At 61.1% G+C, this 13,692-nt stretch carries 12 protein-coding genes; 7 read left to right on the forward strand and 5 right to left on the reverse strand.

Features of this window, described 5'->3' with window-relative positions; all coding sequences use genetic code 11:
• Positions 1–26 precede the first annotated feature (26 nt).
• Complete coding sequence (gene bioB, locus IOD17_RS12060) at positions 27–1,085, reverse strand: biotin synthase BioB (protein WP_233685316.1); 1,059 nt, start codon at positions 1,083–1,085, stop codon at positions 27–29.
• A gap of 80 nt (positions 1,086–1,165) precedes the next feature.
• On the opposite strand from bioB, the gene IOD17_RS12065 reads away from it, so the two are divergent.
• The 3 genes from IOD17_RS12065 (at position 1,166) to rarD (ending at position 4,015) form a co-directional block, all read left to right on the forward strand.
• Positions 1,166–1,900 carry a ComF family protein gene (locus IOD17_RS12065; RefSeq protein ID WP_233685317.1) on the forward strand — a complete coding sequence of 245 codons (735 nt, stop codon included), beginning with the start codon at positions 1,166–1,168 and terminating at the stop codon, positions 1,898–1,900.
• Positions 1,901–1,955: 55 nt separating this feature from the next.
• A complete protein-coding gene (locus IOD17_RS12070; RefSeq protein WP_233685318.1) occupies positions 1,956–2,930 on the forward strand; it encodes a serine/threonine protein kinase in 975 nt (324 codons plus the stop codon).
• A 191-nt stretch (positions 2,931–3,121) separates the two neighbouring features.
• A complete protein-coding gene (gene rarD, locus IOD17_RS12075) occupies positions 3,122–4,015 on the forward strand; it encodes an EamA family transporter RarD (RefSeq protein WP_233685319.1) in 894 nt (297 codons plus the stop codon).
• A gap of 216 nt (positions 4,016–4,231) precedes the next feature.
• Here rarD and IOD17_RS12080 read toward each other — a convergent pair whose 3' ends face one another.
• Positions 4,232–4,750 (reverse strand): glycine cleavage system protein R, encoded by a 519-nt coding sequence (locus IOD17_RS12080; RefSeq protein ID WP_233685320.1) that lies wholly within the window; start codon positions 4,748–4,750, stop codon positions 4,232–4,234.
• A gap of 21 nt (positions 4,751–4,771) precedes the next feature.
• Positions 4,772–5,218 (reverse strand): GNAT family N-acetyltransferase, encoded by a 447-nt coding sequence (locus IOD17_RS12085; protein WP_233685321.1) that lies wholly within the window; start codon positions 5,216–5,218, stop codon positions 4,772–4,774.
• A 297-nt stretch (positions 5,219–5,515) separates the two neighbouring features.
• Between IOD17_RS12085 and IOD17_RS12090 the strand changes: the two genes are divergently transcribed.
• From IOD17_RS12090 to IOD17_RS12105, 4 genes are all read left to right on the forward strand, one after another.
• The gene (locus IOD17_RS12090; protein ID WP_233685322.1) at positions 5,516–7,693 is read left to right on the forward strand and encodes a malate synthase G; all 2,178 of its coding nucleotides are present in this window, start codon (positions 5,516–5,518) and stop codon (positions 7,691–7,693) included.
• 280 nt (positions 7,694–7,973) lie between these two features.
• Complete coding sequence (locus IOD17_RS12095; protein ID WP_233685323.1) at positions 7,974–9,593, forward strand: methyl-accepting chemotaxis protein; 1,620 nt, start codon at positions 7,974–7,976, stop codon at positions 9,591–9,593.
• A gap of 23 nt (positions 9,594–9,616) precedes the next feature.
• Positions 9,617–10,792: a porin gene (locus tag IOD17_RS12100; RefSeq protein ID WP_233685324.1), complete on the forward strand. Its 1,176-nt coding sequence runs from the start codon at positions 9,617–9,619 to the stop codon at positions 10,790–10,792.
• A gap of 11 nt (positions 10,793–10,803) precedes the next feature.
• Positions 10,804–11,208 (forward strand): phosphate ABC transporter substrate-binding protein, encoded by a 405-nt coding sequence (locus IOD17_RS12105; RefSeq protein WP_233685325.1) that lies wholly within the window; start codon positions 10,804–10,806, stop codon positions 11,206–11,208.
• A gap of 80 nt (positions 11,209–11,288) precedes the next feature.
• Here the strand turns inward: IOD17_RS12105 and IOD17_RS12110 are convergent, their stop codons facing one another.
• Together IOD17_RS12110 and IOD17_RS12115 are read right to left on the reverse strand one after the other, a co-directional pair.
• Positions 11,289–12,002 carry a substrate-binding periplasmic protein gene (locus IOD17_RS12110; RefSeq protein ID WP_233685326.1) on the reverse strand — a complete coding sequence of 238 codons (714 nt, stop codon included), beginning with the start codon at positions 12,000–12,002 and terminating at the stop codon, positions 11,289–11,291.
• A complete protein-coding gene (locus IOD17_RS12115) occupies positions 11,989–13,650 on the reverse strand; it encodes an ABC transporter substrate-binding protein (protein ID WP_418904272.1) in 1,662 nt (553 codons plus the stop codon). Before IOD17_RS12115 ends, IOD17_RS12110 begins: the two co-directional genes overlap by 14 nt.
• Positions 13,651–13,692 lie beyond the last annotated feature (42 nt).

Here is a 13,692-nt window from a genome sequence, read left to right on the forward strand (position 1 = left end):
AGCTGGCGCCTACATCAACAAGCGGTTTAGGCCGAAGCGGCGTTATAGAACAGCTTGGAATCGCGCTGTTCGACCAGGGCCTGCTCGATGGCGGCCTGGTGCACTTCATCGGCGTGCTCTTCGCGCTCCTCAGGTTTGATGCCGAGGCGGGCGAACAGCTGCATGTCCTTGTCGGCCTGCGGGTTCTTGGTGGTCAGCAGTTTCTCGCCGTAGAAGATCGAGTTGGCGCCGGCAAAGAACGCCAGGGCCTGCATCTGCTCGTTCATCGCCTCACGGCCGGCGGACAGCCGCACATGCGACTGCGGCATCATGATCCGCGCAACAGCGAGCATGCGAATAAAGTCGAACGGATCGACATCCTTCTCGCCCGCCAGTGGCGTGCCTTCGACTTTGACCAGCATGTTGATCGGCACCGACTCCGGGTGCTCCGGCAGGTTGGCCAGCTGGATCAGCAGGCCAGCGCGGTCGTCCAGCGATTCGCCCATGCCGAGGATGCCGCCCGAGCAGATCTTCATCCCCGACTCACGCACATAGGCCAGGGTTTCCAGGCGCTCGCCGTAAGTGCGGGTGGTGATGATATTGCCGTAGAACTCCGGCGAGGTGTCGAGGTTGTGGTTGTAGTAGTCGAGGCCCGCTGCGGCCAGAGCCTGGGTTTGCTCTTTATCCAGTTTGCCCAGGGTCATGCAGGTTTCCAGGCCCAGGGCTTTGACGCCTTCGACCATCTTCAGCACGTAAGGCATGTCCTTGGCCGACGGGTGCTTCCACGCCGCGCCCATGCAGAAACGCGTAGAGCCAATGGCCTTGGCCTCGGCGGCGGCCTCCAGCACCTTTTGCACTTCCATCAACTTCTGTTTGTCCAGACCGGTGTTGTAGTGGCCGGACTGCGGGCAGTACTTGCAGTCTTCCGGGCAGGCGCCGGTCTTGATCGACAGCAGGGTCGAGACCTGCACACGGTTCTGGTCGAAATGCGCGCGGTGCACGGTCTGCGCCTGGAACAGCAGATCGTTGAACGGTTGCTCGAAGAGCGCCTTGACCTCACTAAGAGTCCAGTCGTGACGCAGGTTGGCGGCGGTGGTGGCGCTCATCGGTAATTCCTTATTGTAGGCTGCGCCCTGCTAGATTCAGCGGACGCGACACGGATGTTCGGCATAGTTATGGAAGGCGTATGCGCTGTCAACCCAGCACACAACACCAGGTTTACAACTGGTTAAAAAGCAAACAGATCTGCCTGCTTTGCGATGAGCCCGCAGACGCCGCACTGGCCATCTGCACCAGCTGTGAAGCCGAGCTGCCCTGGCTTGGCGGGCATTGCCAGGTCTGTGCCCTGCCGCTGCCCAGTCAAGGTCTGGTGTGCGGGGCCTGCCTGAAAAAACCGCCGAGTTTCAGCAAGGTCGAAGTGCCCTGGCGTTACGCCTTTCCCGTCGACAGCCTGATTACCCGTTTCAAGCATCAGGCCAAGTGGCCATTGGGACGTCTGCTCGGTGAGCTTTTGTCACAGCATCTGCAACATGCCTTCGATGAAGGGTTGCCGCGTCCTGATCTGCTGCTGCCTGTGCCCCTGGCCGACAGGCGTCAACGTCAGCGCGGCTTCAACCAGGCCGGCCTGCTCACTGAATGGCTGAGCGCCAACCTGCAACTGCCGGTGCAAGCTCACTGGCTACAGCGGGTGATCGACACCCCGGCGCAACAGCAACTGGATGCCGCCACGCGCAAGCGCAACCTGCGCAAAGCATTTGCCCTGGCGCCGGACAGTGCAGTCAGTAGCCGGCATGTGGCGCTGGTCGATGATGTGCTGACCACCGGCGCCACCGCCGAAAGCCTGGCGCAGCTATTGAAAAAGGCCGGCGCAGCGCGGGTCGATGTGTACTGCCTGGCGCGCACGCCAAAGCCTGGTGATTGAGCGGCCAACGACCGTTAAGGAGTACACTTTGCAGCCAATTGCTCCGGAGCCGACCATGTCCCATCCATTTGCCGCACTCACGCCCGACCTGGTGCTGGATGCCGTGGAGAGCCTCGGTTACCTCAGCGACGCCCGCGTACTGGCGCTGAACAGCTATGAAAACCGTGTCTACCAAGTGGGCATCGAGGACGAGACACCGCTGATCGCCAAGTTCTACCGCCCGGATCGCTGGACCGATGCAGCCATCCGCGAAGAGCACAGCTTCAGCTTCGAGCTGGCCGAGTGCGAAGTGCCGGTGGTGGCGCCACTGGTACGCGACGGCGAAACCCTGTTCAGCTATCAGGGCTTTCGCTTCGCCCTGTTTCCACGGCGTGGCGGCCGCGCACCGGAGCCCGGCAACCTCGACCAACTGTATCGCCTCGGTCAACTGCTTGGCCGCCTGCATGCGGTCGGCTCGCTCAAGCCATTTACTCACCGTGAAGCCCTGCAGGTCAGCAACTTCGGCCACGCCTCGCTGGCCACCCTGCTCGATGGCAACTTTATTCCACGCAGCCTGCTGCCGGCCTACGAGTCGGTGGCGCGTGACCTGCTGGGGCGCCTGGATGTGCTGTTCGCCGCCCACCCGGTGCAGGCGATCCGCCTGCATGGCGATTGCCACCCGGGCAACCTGCTGTGCCGCGACGAGACCTTTCATATGGTCGACCTCGACGACTGCCGCATGGGGCCGGCGATACAGGATTTGTGGATGATGCTCGCCGGCGAACGCCACGAGCGCCTTGGCCAGCTCTCGGAGCTGATGGACGGCTATCAGGAGTTTCACGACTTCAACCCCCGCGAACTGCCGCTGATCGAAGGCCTGCGCGCCCTGCGCCTGATGCATTACAGCGCCTGGCTGGCGCGGCGCTGGGATGACCCGGCCTTCCCCATGAGCTTTCCCTGGTTTGGCAGCGAACGCTACTGGGGCGAACAGATCCTGATCCTGCGTGAGCAACTGTCCGCGCTGGATGAAGAGCCGCTAAAGCTGTTCTAACCCCTTCCCTAAGGAGCCCGGACCTAATCGAGCTAGCGGGCTGACCACTACAGTTCGCCCAGCGCCCGTAACGTCTTTGTTACAGGCAAGTGGGGTTTTGGCTTGAATAAAATCCTGCCTGCCCGGACAACCTCAGGTCGTGCCGTCTAGAATCACCGCTCATTAGTTAGCCGCCTAAGTAAGGACCCAGCATGGCCACCGCCAACCCGCGTCGCGGGTATATTCTCGGCCTGACCGCCTACATCATCTGGGGCCTGTTCCCGCTCTACTTCAAAGCCATCCAGAGCGTCCCGGCGCTGGAAATCATCGTCCATCGTGCACTCTGGTCGGCGCTGTTCGGCGCGCTGTTGCTGCTGGTATGGAAGCATCCCGGCTGGCTGCGCGAGCTGCTGAATAACCCCAAACGCTTTGCCGTGCTAGCCCTGAGTGGCGTGCTGATCGCCAGCAACTGGCTGGTGTATGTGTGGGCGGTAAATAACGGGCGCATGCTCGAAGCCAGCCTGGGCTACTACATCAACCCGCTAGTCAACGTGCTGCTGGGCATGCTGATTCTTGGTGAACGCCTGCGTCGTCTGCAGTGGCTGGCCGTAGCCCTGGCCGCACTGGGCGTGCTGCAACAGTTGTGGCAGGTCGGCAGCATTCCCTGGGTGTCGCTGGTATTGGCGCTGACCTTTGGCTTCTACGGGATTATCCGCAAACAGGCGCCAGTGGCCGCCCTGCCTGGTCTGGTGGTGGAAACCTGGCTGCTGCTCCCGCTGGCACTCGGCTGGTTGCTGCTGCACCCCGCGGCGATGAGCACCCAGGCTGATTTCTGGAGCACGCCGGAAGCGCTCTGGCTGGTCGCCGCCGGCCCGATCACCCTGGTACCGCTGGTGTGCTTCAACGCCGCCGCCCGCCACTTGCCCTATACCACCCTGGGCTTTCTGCAGTACCTGGCACCCACGCTGGTGCTGCTGCAGGCCGTCTTCCTGTTCGGTGAGCATTTCGACCCGAGCAAGCTGCTGGCCTTTATCTGTATCTGGACGGGACTGGCGATCTACAGCGTCGATGCGTGGCTAAGCCTGCGCAAACGCCAACCTGACTAAAAAACAACCAGACACCTGTAACGCCTGAAGCCATTGGCCTGCAGCCAGTTGCCCCCGGCTTATCCACAGAAGCATCCCCGGCCGTTGTGCACAACACGCCGCTAAGTGTTTTAAAAATAAGCACTTAACAAAAAACCCCGGGGCACTAGGCGGTGCTCCGGGGCTCCTCATGCTACGCACAGAGTTATCCACATTGATCGTGGATAAACCTCGGTGTCAGTCCTCCACGTGCAGCTTTAGCTCCACCATCAGGTCATCGGCCAGGGTTTCCAGTTGGCTCTGCAGTTGCTCCAGTGTCAGGCTCTGCGGCACGCCCAACACGGCCTGGGCCTGGAACAGCAACTCGCCACTCATCGGCGCCGGCACCACTTCGGTGTTCAAGCTCTCGACATTGACCCCGTGGCTGCTGAGCAGACGGGTGATATCGCGCACGATGCCCGCGCGATCATTGCCCACCAGCTCTAGGCGAATCGCCCGCCAGCTACCCGCGAGCTGGCTGCCGCCAGCGGCGATCTGCACACGAATGCCCTGCGCCTGCAGGCCCTCTAGCGCCGTGACCAGCCCGGCGTGTGCAGCCAGCGGTACATCGACTCGCAGAATCCCGGCGAACTGCCCGGCCATGCGTGACATGCGGCTCTCCAGCCAGTTGCCGCCGTGCTCGCTGATGCACTGGGCGATGCGCTCGACCAGCCCCGGCTGATCCTCGGCAATAACCGTCAATACCAGATGATCCATGTGCAACTCCTTATCCGCGGCTCACTTCAGCGCCAGCCAGTAGGTATAAAACACCTCATCACGCACATAACCCAGGCGTTCGTAGAGGGCTTGTCCTGGCAGATTGCTCTTTGCCGTCTCCAACTGCAAACCGCATGCACCAGTAGCTTCGGCGTGCGTGCGCGCAGCATTCATCAGCGCCTCGCCAACGCCCTGCCGGCGTACCTGTGGGCTGACGTAGAGATCACTGAGCAGCCAGGCCGGTTGCAGAGCCAGTGAGGAGAAAAAGGCGTAAAGCTGAACAAAACCCAGCGCAACACCCTTGGCATCGCGGGCCAACAGAATGACCGAGTCACCCTGTTGCAAGCGCGCAGCAAGGAACGCCTCCACCTGCGCCTGCGGTTTGGCCACTTCATAAAACGCCAGGTAAGCGCCAAACAACTCGCTCAGCGGCGACAGGTCGGCAGCCGTAGCTGTCTGTATATGCATGGGTCTCACGCTCCATAACGACGTCGCAGCAGTATAGGCAGGCGCTCGCGGCTCAGTTAACTGGAAATCGAGACAATAAACTGTGTACTGTTTTTCGATTTATATGAAACAATATTCAAAAATTATCGCGACAAAAAGCCGCATGTAGTGACTGCAAAGCACTTCTTGGTCGCAGAGCGACGCGCACCCACTGATTTTCCCGGGATCTTGATGTAGTATGCCGCGCCTCGGACTACATGACTGATTTTCCATGTACGACGCGGCTATTGAGTAGAGCTGAGCAGAGTGAGGCAAGTGATGACTGAACGCGTTCAAGTAGGCAGCCTGCAGGTTGCCAAAGTGCTGTTCGACTTCGTGAATAACGAAGCCATCCCCGGTACCGGCATTGCTGCCGACAAGTTCTGGGCAGGTGCCGAAGCGGTCATCAATGACCTGGCCCCGAAAAACCGTGCGCTGCTCGCCAAACGCGATGCGATTCAGGCGCAGATCGACGGCTGGCACCAGGCCCGTGCAGGCCAGGCCCATGACGCGGCAGCCTACAAAGCCTTCCTCGAAGAAATCGGTTACCTGCTGCCGGAACCGGCAGACTTCCAGGCCACCACACAGAACGTCGACGAAGAAATCGCCCGCCTGGCCGGCCCACAGCTGGTCGTACCGGTGATGAACGCGCGCTTTGCCCTGAACGCCTCCAACGCCCGCTGGGGCTCGCTGTACGATGCGCTGTACGGCACTGACGTGATCAGCGAAGAAAACGGCGCCGAGAAAGGCCGCGGCTACAACAAGGTTCGTGGTGACAAGGTGATCGCCTTCGCCCGCGCCTTCCTCGACGAAGCCGCGCCGCTTGAAGGTGCCTCCCACGTTGATGCGACTGCTTATGTCGTGAAGAACGGTCAGTTGGCTGTAAGCCTGAACAACGGTAGCGAAGCCGGCCTGAAAAACGCCGCGCAGTTTATCGCCTTCCAGGGCGACGCTGCCGCGCCGCACGCCGTGCTGCTCAAGCACAACGGCCTGCACTTCGAAATCCAGATCGACGCCTCCAGCCCGATCGGCAGCACCGATGCCGCCGGCGTTAAAGACGTGCTGATGGAAGCGGCCCTGACCACCATCATGGACTGCGAAGACTCGGTTGCTGCCGTCGATGCCGACGACAAGGTCGTGGTCTACAAAAACTGGCTCGGCCTGATGAAGGGCGATCTGGCAGAAGAAGTCGCCAAAGGTGGCCAGACCTTCACCCGCACCATGAACCCGGACCGCGTCTACACCAAGACCGACGGTAGCGAGCTGACCCTGCACGGCCGCAGCCTGCTGTTCGTGCGCAACGTCGGTCACCTGATGACCAACCCGGCGATCCTCGACGCCCAGGGCAACGAGATTCCGGAAGGCATCCAGGACGCGCTGTTCACCAGCCTGATCGCGGTGCACAACCTGAATGGCAACACCAGCCGTAAGAACACCCGCACCGGTTCGGTCTATATCGTTAAGCCGAAAATGCACGGCCCGGAAGAAGTCGCCTTCACCACCGAAATCTTCGGTCGCGTTGAAGACGTCCTCGGTCTGACTCGCAACACCCTGAAAGTCGGCATCATGGACGAAGAGCGCCGCACCACCGTCAACCTGAAAGCCTGCATCAAGGCCGCCAGCGAGCGCGTGGTGTTCATCAACACCGGCTTCCTCGACCGTACCGGTGACGAGATCCACACCTCCATGGAAGCCGGCGCCGTAGTGCGTAAGGCCGCCATGAAAGCCGAGAAGTGGATCAGCGCCTACGAAAACTGGAACGTCGACATCGGCCTGGCCACTGGCCTGCAAGGTCGTGCGCAGATCGGCAAAGGCATGTGGGCCATGCCCGACCTGATGGCCGCGATGGTCGAGCAGAAAGTCATGCACCCACTGGCCGGTGCCAACACCGCCTGGGTTCCATCGCCGACTGCCGCCACCCTGCACGCGCTGCACTACCACAAGGTTGACGTGTTCGCCCGTCAGGCCGAACTGGCCAAGCGCGAGCGCGCCTCGCTGGACGACATCCTGAGCATCCCGCTGGCCAAGGACACCAACTGGTCGGCCGAGGAGATCCAGAACGAACTGGACAACAACGCCCAGGGCATCCTCGGTTATGTAGTGCGCTGGATCGACCAGGGCGTCGGCTGCTCCAAGGTGCCGGACATCAACGACGTCGGCCTGATGGAAGACCGCGCCACCCTGCGCATCTCCAGCCAGCTGCTGGCCAACTGGCTGCGTCATGGCATCGCCACTGAAGAGCAGATCGTCGCCAGCCTCAAACGCATGGCGCCGGTGGTTGACCGTCAGAACGCCGCTGACCCGCTGTACCGTCCGCTGGCACCGAACTTCGACAGCAACATCGCCTTCCAGGCTGCCCTGGAACTGGTGGTCGAAGGCGCCAAGCAGCCGAACGGCTACACCGAGCCAGTCCTGCACCGCCGCCGCCGCGAGTTCAAGGCCGCCAACGGTCTGTAACCCGCAGCAGTTGCCGTGTTGAAAAACCGCCCTTCGGGGCGGTTTTTTATTGGCTCGCGCCAGCAAAGTGCAGGTACTCATGACCTGCATCAGGCAAACGCCTCACAGTTTGTCCAACAATTTAAGGCGCAAGCACGCTTTATTGACTATAGGAATAGACAGGTCCGCCGAAAACATAACAGGCCATAACGCACAATATGACCGAATAATGACCGAATGGCGGCATTACGCCACTATGTGAACTCGGTATACTCCGCGCCCCTCTTTGGGTACCTCTGCCATGTTGAAAAATCTCTCGCTGACGCTGAAATTCTTGCTGCTGCCTGCCATCGCGCTGCTGGGTCTACTGCTCTATGTGGGCTACACCTCGCTGCAATTGGCAAACAACGATGTGCGCCTGGTCACGCTGGAAACCCATAGTTTCCCGACCCTGGAAAAAGCCGATGCGGTGATCTTCCAGTACTCGCGTCTACCCGGCCTGCTCAATAGCGCCGTAGCCGCTGGTGAACTGGAAACCCTCGACGAAGCACGCAAGGTGTTGGCCGACATTGCCAGCATGCAGCAGAACCTGCAGAGCCTGGTGACCCAGACCAACCGCCGGCAGGAACTGGATGCCTGGCGCAACGCAATCCAGCGCTATGCCGACAACGCCCTGCCCGCCTCGGAACAGCTGATCAAAGGCAGCGCCAGCTTTGAAGACCTTGCACCCAACCTGGGGCGCATGGCCAGCGATCTGGGTGAGGCGCAAAAACTTGGTGATGCGTTCCGCGCCCATGCCTACCAGGACTTCCAGGAAACCCTGGCGCAAACCCGCACCGATAACGCCACCACCACCCGCGTCGGCTTTGCCCTGTCGGCCATTCTGGTGCTGCTGATCAGCATTGCCTCGGTACTGGTGATTCGCGGCACCATGGCCAACGTGCGCGGCGTGATCACTTCACTGCAGGCCATCGCCCGCGGTGATGGCGACCTGACCCGCCGGGTGAATGTCGACTCCAACGACGAAATCGGCGAGATGATTCAGCTGTTCAACAGCTTTATCGACAAGTTGCAGGGCACCATCCGGCAGATCATCGATGCCGCCAGCCCGCTGGCCGGCATGTCCCAGGAGCTTTACCGGCTGACCCAGGGTGCCGAAGAAAACGCCCGTTCCCAGCAAGGCCATACCGATTCGATCAGCCGCGACATCCTGACCATGACCAACAGCATCCAGGAAGTCGCCCACCGCTCGCAACAGGCCTCCGAAGAAGCCGGAGCGGCCTCGCAACAGGCTGATCAGGCGCGCAAGAACATCGGCAGCCTGTCGAGCAGTATCAGTGACCTGGGCAGCAGCGTAATGGGCGCCGTCAGTGCCATGCAGCAACTGGAAGAGGAAACCCAGCAGGTCGGCTCAGTCCTGACCGTGATTCGCAGCATTGCCGAACAGACCAACCTGCTCGCACTCAACGCCGCCATCGAAGCCGCCCGCGCCGGCGAACAGGGCCGTGGTTTTGCCGTGGTGGCCGATGAGGTACGCAACCTGGCCTCGAAAACCGCTGCGTCCACCACCGAAATCCAGAACATCATCCTGCGCCTGCAGAACAGCGCCAACGGCGTGCTCAGCGTCATGACCGCCAATGGCGAAAAAGCCCAGGCAAGTATCGAGCGCTCGGTACAGGCCACGCAAATCCTCGAAGCCATTGCCGGAGCCGTCGGCCATATCAACCAGCTGAATGCCGGCATCGCCCAGTTCACCCAGGAACAAATCGGCCTTTCCAGTTCCATCCAGCAAGACACACAAGTGTTGCAGCAGGACGCACAAGCAACCGCTCAAGGTGCAGAAGCCACCGCTCGTCTCGGCGAACAGTTGGTCAGCACAGGGGATCATCTGCGCGCGGCGACCGCCCAATTCCGCGTTTAACCTGAACACAGGAGCATCACTGCATGTTTAAAGTCCGTCTGCTTCCCTTGGCCATCTGCCTGGCCACTGCCCCAGCCTTCGCGCTGGAGCAAGGCGAACACCGCTTCAATACGTTCGGCACGGTCGGTATCACCCACCTCGGTGGTGAAGATGATGGCCGCAGCTACGGCATTACCGGTCAAACCACCGATTCCTGGCGCGGCGATCAACTGTCCAAATTTGGCGCTCAGATCCAGTACGGCCTGACCGACACCCTGGGCATCACCGCACAAGTCACTGCCAAGCCGGCGCAGGATGACTGGCAGGCCAATATCGAGTGGCTGTACCTGTCCTGGCAGACCACCGACAACCTGATGCTGCGCGTCGGCCGCCTGCGCACCCCGGTTTACATGTATTCGGAAAGCATCGACGTAGGCTTCAGCTACCCCTGGCTGCGCCTGCCTGACGAGGTCTACAGCCAGGTTCAGCTGTCCAACTACGAAGGCGTGGATGCGGTGTATACCGTACCGCTGTCCTACGGCTCCGTGGCCTTCCAGGTCGCCGGCGGCCAGGCGAAAAACCGCGACATTTTCGCCTTCGATGACATGCATGACATCGACTACGAAAAGGTCTTTGGCGCCAATATCAGCCTGGCCACCAATGACTTCGGCACCCTGCGCGTAGGCTACGTGGAAGCCGATATCAGCACCGAGTTCGAAGACTTCGTCAACCGTCCCAACATCCCCTTCCTCGGCCTGAACGGCCCAGGCATTCAGCGCTTTCAGACCATCGATAAGCAGAAGGGCAAGTTCACTTCCATCGGCTATCAGTACGACAACGGCACCTGGCTGACCAGCAACGAATGGACCTCGCGCAGCATTGAAGCGGACAACAGCGGCACCATCGATGCGTTCTACCTGATGGGCGGCCGCCGCTTCGGCGAGTTCCTCACCCACGTCACCTACGCCCAACTAGATGACGATGCCGGCCGGCAGAGTTCCTGGACTCTGGGTCTGAACTACAACCTGCTGCCCAACGTGGTGCTGAAAAGCGAATACAAGCGCGTCGACACCTCCGGCGGCTATGACGGCGTATTCATCCGTAGCGCCCAGGAAGCCTTCGACAACGCCCTGTCTGACAGCTCCAACGGTGCCCTCGGCAGCCCAGCCCGCAACTTTGACGGTGACATCATCAGCGTCGGCGTCGACTTCGTATTCTGAGGAGAGCATTGATGAAGCATTCCATTCAAACGCTCTGCGCCGCCATGTGCCTCAGCGTGAGCGCGCTGGCCCAGGCTGAAGTCGCGGTTATCGTCAACCCGGGCGCGGCCAAGGCCCCGAGCCAGGCCGAAGTCGGCAACATCTTTCTGGGCAAGGACAAGTCCATGAAGGGCGTTGACCACAAGGACTGGTCCGCCACCAAGGACAAGTTCTACAGCGCCGTGACCAACAAGAACGAGTCACAGCTGAAGTCCTACTGGTCCGGCCTGGTGTTCACCGGCAAGGGCCAACCCCTGCCAAGCGTGGCCGGTGACGCCGACGTGGTCGCGAAGGTCGCCGCCGAAGCCGATGCCATCGGCTATGTCGATGCGGCAGCGGTGAATGACTCGGTCAAGGTGTTGTTTACCCTGCCGTAAAAGGTCAGCTCAGGCATAAAAAACCGCCCATCTGGGCGGTTTTTTTGTGGATCGCGGTTCCCCTATGAACGGTATCAGCCTCAATAAAGGCTGAGTTCATAACGCTGGTACAGGGCCTGCACCCAGCCTTCGACATACATCGCCTGCAACTCCATCTGCAGACGCTGCAGCAGCGCCGGGTCAAATTGCGGGTGACAGGCGATATCTTCCATCAGCGTCAGAAACGGCAGCACTTCGCGCAGCGGTGGGTCGACTGCACGCGCCCGCGCCACCGCCGCGCTGGTGGCCCACAGGCGCGCACGCTGGCGTTGCAGCATGCTCAGGTTGAGTGCTTCGTTATTCGAATAGATCACCTGCAAGCCGGCACTTTGCAGATACTCACCGGCTCCAGAGCCTTGGTGGCTGAGAATATTCAGCCCTCGGGCCTGCTGCAGGCTGAACAACTGCAGCTCATCCGTCGCCTGGGCATACAGGCCTAGCCGGGAGATCAGCATAGGCCCGACCCACACATAACTCGGCTCACGCTCCTGTTGCCGCTCCACCAGCAGCGCACAGCTATTGGGCTGCATCTGCACCTGGCGCAATGCCCGTTGCAAGGGCATAAAACGCAATTGATAGCTGCTCTCGGCACGGCGAAACAGCTCCGTCGCCAACTCCGGCACCAACCCCGCACCTTGCCCATCTGCACCCTGGGTTATCAGCGGTGGCCGCTCCCAGGCAAATAGCTGAACTTGCGCGTGCAGCGGCAGGCTGAAAAACCACAGGGCAATGATCCACGTTCTAATCCCAGGCACGCAGCGCCTCCTGATAAGGCAAGGTACGGCCCGCTGGGCGCTCGTCGGCCAGCGCAGGCCAGGGGGCACCAGGTTTGCTTAACCAGTCGGTCGGATCACCTTGAGGATTCAGCTGCGGGGCGCAGGCATGCTGCTGCCGCTGGCCGAGTTGTTGTAAGTGCTGATCCAGGGCTGCCGCCAGGTTGCCCATGGCCTGACTGGCGCTGAGCTGACCACTGACTGCCGGATACAGCTGACGCCACCAGTGATTGGCCATGCCACTGTAATCCGGCACGTTGGCCCCGGTGGGCGTCCAACGCTGCGCGGCCGGGCTGCGATAAAACTCCACCAAACCGCCGAGCCTCGGCGCCGCGTCGAGCAACGCGGGGGACTCAAGATCGGAGCGGCGGATGGGCGTCAGCCCAACCAGGGTCTTGCGCAAGGAAACCGACTTGGACACCACGAACTGCGCGTACAGCCAGGCAGCCTGCCGCTGTTTCAGCGGCGTGGCCTTGAGCAGGGTCCAGGCACCGACATCCTGATAGCCGGACTTCATACCTGCTCGCCAATAGGCCCCGCGTGGCGAAGGCGCGACCCGCCATTTTGGCTTGCCGTCGGCATCCAGCATGGCACTGCCCGGCCGGGTGTAATCGGCGGTAAAAGCGGTGTACCAGAAGATCTGCTGGGCAATCTGGCCCTCGGCCGCGACATTGCCGGCCTGGTTGAAGGTCATCTGCTGCGCCTCGGGCGGCGCATAGCGTTTCAGCCAATGGATGTATTGCCTCAAGGCATAGACCGCCGCCGGACTGTCCAACGCACCACCACGGCTCATGCTGGCCCCAGCAGGGCGACAGCCTTCAACGCGGATGCCCCAGTCGTCCACCGGCAAGCCATTGGGCAAGCCCAGATCGGCAGCCCCGGCCATCCCCAGCCAGGCATCGGACAGACGCCAGCCCAGGGACGGATCTAACGCCCCGTAATCCATATGGCCGTAGACCCGTTGGCCATCGATTTCGCGCACCTGCTCGCTGAAGAACGCCGCAATGTCCTCATAGGCCGACCAGTTCTGCGGCACGTCCAGCTCATAGCCATAACGCTCACGGAAAGCCTGACGCAGCTCGGGCCGGGCGAACCAGTCCTGGCGATACCAGTAGAGATTGGCGAACTGTTGATCAGGCAGCTGGTAAAGCTTGCCGTCCGGTGCGGTGACAAAAGGCAGGCCGATAAAATCAGCCAGATCTAGACTGGGCAGGGTTACCGCCGCGCCTTCTCCGTGCATGAATGCGGAGAGTTCCAGCACCTGACCGTCACGAAAATGCTGGCCGAGCAGGTCGCTGTCACTGATGTAGGCGTCATACAGCGACAAGCCGGTCTGCTGCTGGGCGCGCAGCTTGTTGACCACGTCATCCTCACCACTGACCTCATGGATCACCCGGATACCGGTGAGCTGACTGAACAGCGGAGCCAACACATTGGCCTCATACCAGTGTGTGTCGATGCGCTCGGCAATCACCCGAATCTGCACACCCTGAAAAGGGCGGGCGGCCTCGATAAACCATTGCAGCTCGGTTTGCTGTGCATCACGACTGAGGGAGCTGGGCTGTAATTCCGCCATAGCGTTGGCCAGTGGTTCGCCAGCCAACGCGACGCCACTCAGGTACAACGCCATGCCGATTGCAATGCGCATGCACAACTCCACTGCTGATGTGCA

It is taken from the genome of Pseudomonas anguilliseptica (assembly GCF_021375795.1).
GTDB classification, from domain to species: domain Bacteria; phylum Pseudomonadota; class Gammaproteobacteria; order Pseudomonadales; family Pseudomonadaceae; genus Aquipseudomonas; species Aquipseudomonas anguilliseptica_A.

Excerpts from the sequence above, each read along its gene's own strand:
- IOD17_RS12115 (WP_418904272.1), bottom strand. The coding sequence starts at position 13,650 with ATGGCGTTGTACCTGAGTGGCGTCGCGTTGGCTGGCGAACCACTGGCC.
- IOD17_RS12065 (WP_233685317.1), top strand. The coding sequence starts at position 1,166 with ATGCGCTGTCAACCCAGCACACAACACCAGGTTTACAACTGGTTAAAA.
- IOD17_RS12105 (WP_233685325.1), top strand. The coding sequence starts at position 10,804 with ATGAAGCATTCCATTCAAACGCTCTGCGCCGCCATGTGCCTCAGCGTG.
- bioB (WP_233685316.1), bottom strand. The coding sequence starts at position 1,085 with ATGAGCGCCACCACCGCCGCCAACCTGCGTCACGACTGGACTCTTAGT.
- IOD17_RS12100 (WP_233685324.1), top strand. The coding sequence starts at position 9,617 with ATGTTTAAAGTCCGTCTGCTTCCCTTGGCCATCTGCCTGGCCACTGCC.
- IOD17_RS12090 (WP_233685322.1), top strand. The coding sequence starts at position 5,516 with ATGACTGAACGCGTTCAAGTAGGCAGCCTGCAGGTTGCCAAAGTGCTG.
- rarD (WP_233685319.1), top strand. The coding sequence starts at position 3,122 with ATGGCCACCGCCAACCCGCGTCGCGGGTATATTCTCGGCCTGACCGCC.
- IOD17_RS12095 (WP_233685323.1), top strand. The coding sequence starts at position 7,974 with ATGTTGAAAAATCTCTCGCTGACGCTGAAATTCTTGCTGCTGCCTGCC.
- IOD17_RS12080 (WP_233685320.1), bottom strand. The coding sequence starts at position 4,750 with ATGGATCATCTGGTATTGACGGTTATTGCCGAGGATCAGCCGGGGCTG.
- IOD17_RS12085 (WP_233685321.1), bottom strand. The coding sequence starts at position 5,218 with ATGCATATACAGACAGCTACGGCTGCCGACCTGTCGCCGCTGAGCGAG.
- IOD17_RS12070 (WP_233685318.1), top strand. The coding sequence starts at position 1,956 with ATGTCCCATCCATTTGCCGCACTCACGCCCGACCTGGTGCTGGATGCC.